This window comes from Variovorax sp. 01T439_2 (assembly GCF_056398445.1).
Genome location: NZ_JBFTPJ010000796.1, coordinates 1 through 2,817, shown reverse-complemented (window position 1 = coordinate 2,817; position 2,817 = coordinate 1). Strand labels below are relative to the sequence as shown.

At 64.1% G+C, this 2,817-nt stretch carries 4 protein-coding genes; all 4 read left to right on the top strand.

Translation table 11 applies throughout. From position 1 onward, the window contains the following. Window positions 1–675, top strand: a 675-nt coding sequence (locus AC1DOC_RS27925) for a branched-chain amino acid ABC transporter permease (protein ID WP_478130945.1), incomplete at its 5' end; no start/stop codon positions are given. Window positions 676–703: 28 nt separating this feature from the next. Continuing rightward, window positions 704–1,768 carry a branched-chain amino acid ABC transporter permease gene (locus AC1DOC_RS27920; RefSeq protein WP_478080791.1) on the top strand — a complete coding sequence of 355 codons (1,065 nt, stop codon included), beginning with the start codon at window positions 704–706 and terminating at the stop codon, window positions 1,766–1,768. Next, window positions 1,765–2,490, top strand: coding sequence for an ABC transporter ATP-binding protein (locus tag AC1DOC_RS27915; RefSeq protein WP_478080792.1), 726 nt, complete (start codon window positions 1,765–1,767; stop codon window positions 2,488–2,490). Before AC1DOC_RS27920 ends, AC1DOC_RS27915 begins: the two co-directional genes overlap by 4 nt. Further along, on the top strand, window positions 2,480–2,817 hold a 338-nt coding region (locus tag AC1DOC_RS27910; RefSeq protein WP_478130944.1), incomplete at its 3' end, for an ATP-binding cassette domain-containing protein. The genes AC1DOC_RS27915 and AC1DOC_RS27910, both read left to right, overlap by 11 nt.

Here is a 2,817-nt window from a genome sequence, read left to right as displayed (position 1 = left end):
CAGTTGTGCGGCGTGGCCGCAGCTGGGCTGGCCGGCATGATTGTTGAGCGCACCATCGTGCGTAAGCTCTACAAACGGCCGGTGGATTCGTTGCTGGCGACCTGGGGCCTGAGCCTCATGGTCACGCAGGGGATGCTGCTGGTATTTGGCTCCTCGGTACCGGGCATTGGCACACCGCTAGGCAGTTTCGAGGTGCGCGGCTACTCTTTCTCGATCTATCGCGTGGTGCTGTTCGCAGTGGCGCTCGCCGCATTGGCGGCAATCTACATGATCTTCATGCGCACACGCTTCGGCGTCCATGCGCGGGCCACCATGCAGAGCGCCGCCATTGCCCAAGCCACTGGCGTGCGTGTGGGTCATGTGTATGCGACGACCTTCGGCATCGGCGCAGCGCTGGCAGGCCTGTGCGGCGCCATGTACGCGCCGACCATGACGTTGATCCCCACGATGGGCGCGAGCTTCTTGGTCGAGAGCTTCGTGACGGTCGTCGTGGGCGGTGCCAACGTGCTGCTGGGCACGGCACCGGCGGGCATTTTGTTGGCGGGAGTGCGCACCGTTTTGAACGGCTGGGGCGGCCAAACCATCGGCCAGATCGGCATGCTTCTGACGGTCATCGTCGTCATCCGCCTGCTGCCCGACGGGTTGTCCGGCTGGCTTGGGCGCCGCACTCGCTAAGCGCGTCACTTCACCGGGGTTTTCTTCGATGGTTCATCTACTCAACGGCCCGCAAACACCCGGCAACGGCCGTGGCTTCTGGGGCACGGCGATGCTTGTGCTGCTGCTTGCGCTGATTTATCCGTTCCTGGCAGACGACTACACGGTCGGCAACACGGCCTATTTGCTCATCTGGGTGTTCATGGCCATGGGCCTATGCCTGGTCTGGGGCTACGGCGGCATGATGTCTTTTGGCCAGACGCTGTTTTTCGGCATCGCGGGCTATGGCTACGGCGTGCTGGCGATCAACTTCGGCGGCGAGGGCATCACTTCGATCTATGCGCTGTTGCTGGCCCTGGTGGTCACGGCGCTGGCCGCGGCGGTGCTGGGCTACTTCATGATCTGGGGCGGCATTGGCGGCGTGTTCTTCGGCATCGTCACGCTGTCGGCCACGCTGGTGCTGGCCTTCTTCCTGGGTCAGACGGCGGGGCCCGAGTGGCGCATCGGCGGCGCACGGCTGAACGGCTTCAACGGCATGAAGGACATGGTCCCGCTGAACATCCCGTGGCCTGCAGATGGTCCGCTGTACTTCGAAGGCACGGCGCTGTACTACGCGGTGGTGATGCTGCTGGTGCTGGTCTACCTGGGGCTGCGCATGCTGCTGAACTCGCGCTTCGGAAATGTGGTCGTGGCCGTTCGGGAGGATCCGCAACGTGCGGAACTGCTGGGCTACGACGTGCGCAAGTACCAGTTGGCGACCTTCGTGATCGGCTCTACGCTGGCGGGGCTGAGTGGGGCGTTATACACCTCCTGGGGACAGTTCATCACGCCGGCGAGCATCGGGCTGCCTGCCGCGGCGATGCCCATCGTCTGGGTGGCTTTCTCGGGCCGAGCCGACCTCACGGCCACGACGATCGGGTCTTTTGTGTTGCTGTGGGTGTTCCAGACACTCACGGTCTACAGCCAGCAAACGGCGCTGCTGCTCATGGGTGCGCTGCTGCTGTGCACCGTGATGCTGGCGCCGCAGGGCTTCGTGCTCGGCATCGTCGGTGCTGTGCGTCGGCTGCTCGCCTTACGAAAAACCGCCTCTGCTCAGGAGCGCAAAGTCGCATGAACGAGATCCTCAAGACATCCGGGCTATCCAAGCACTTCGGCGGCCACGCGGCGGTGTCCGATGTGGACCTGGTGGTGCGCCGCGGCGAGATCCACTGCCTGATCGGCCCCAACGGCGCTGGCAAGAGCACACTGTTCAAACTCATCGTGGGCACGCATGCGGCCACGGCTGGTCGCATCGAATTCCTGGGGCGTGACGTGACGGCAAGCAAGCCCTACGAACGGGTGCGCCAGGGCATGAGCATCAAGATGCAGGCCCCCAGTGTGTTCAAGGAACTGCCGGTAGTGCAGAACCTGCACACCGCGCTGCAGCGCCATCTGCATGGAGCCGCTCTGCTGCGCGAGTCCGAACGCTTGCTCGAACTGCTGGACCTGCAGGCCGACGCAAACAAGCCGGCCGGCGCGCTGGCTCACGGTCAACAGCAGTGGCTGGAGATCGGCATGGCGCTGGCGCTGCAGCCCACGCTGCTGCTGATGGACGAGCCCACTGCCGGCCTATCGCCCGAGGAGACCTACAAGACCGGTGAGCTTATTCAGCGCTTGAACGCGGACGGCATGACGGTGCTGGTGGTGGAGCACGACATGGCCTTTATCCGTCAGATCGCACAACACGTGACGGTGCTGCACTTCGGCAACGTGTTCAGCGCGGGCGGGATCGCCGAGGTGATCGCGGATCCACGCGTGGCCGATATCTATCTGGGAAAGACACAGCATGTCCACTGAGCCCGCCCTCAAAGTCCAGGGCCTGCGCGCCAGCTATGGTGCAACACCGATTCTGCAGGGCGTGGATCTGCGTGTCGGCAAGGGCGAGATCGTCGCACTGATTGGCCGAAACGGCGTGGGGAAGACCACCACGATGCGCTGCCTGATCGGACAGTTGCGAGCTACAGCCGGCAGCGTGCAGCTGCTGGGCCAGGAAATTGGCACGCTGAGCAGCGACGCGCGCGCGCGACGGGGGATCGGCTACGTTCCGCAAGGTCGTGAGGTTTTCGCTCGCATGACTGTGGCGGAGAACCTGATCGTTGGTGAACTCATCGGTGGGCCCAAGGG

Bases quoted from the DNA above. Each gene is read 5' to 3' on its own strand.
- AC1DOC_RS27920 (WP_478080791.1), top strand. From the start codon at position 704: ATGGTTCATCTACTCAACGGCCCGCAAACACCCGGCAACGGCCGTGGC.
- AC1DOC_RS27915 (WP_478080792.1), top strand. From the start codon at position 1,765: ATGAACGAGATCCTCAAGACATCCGGGCTATCCAAGCACTTCGGCGGC.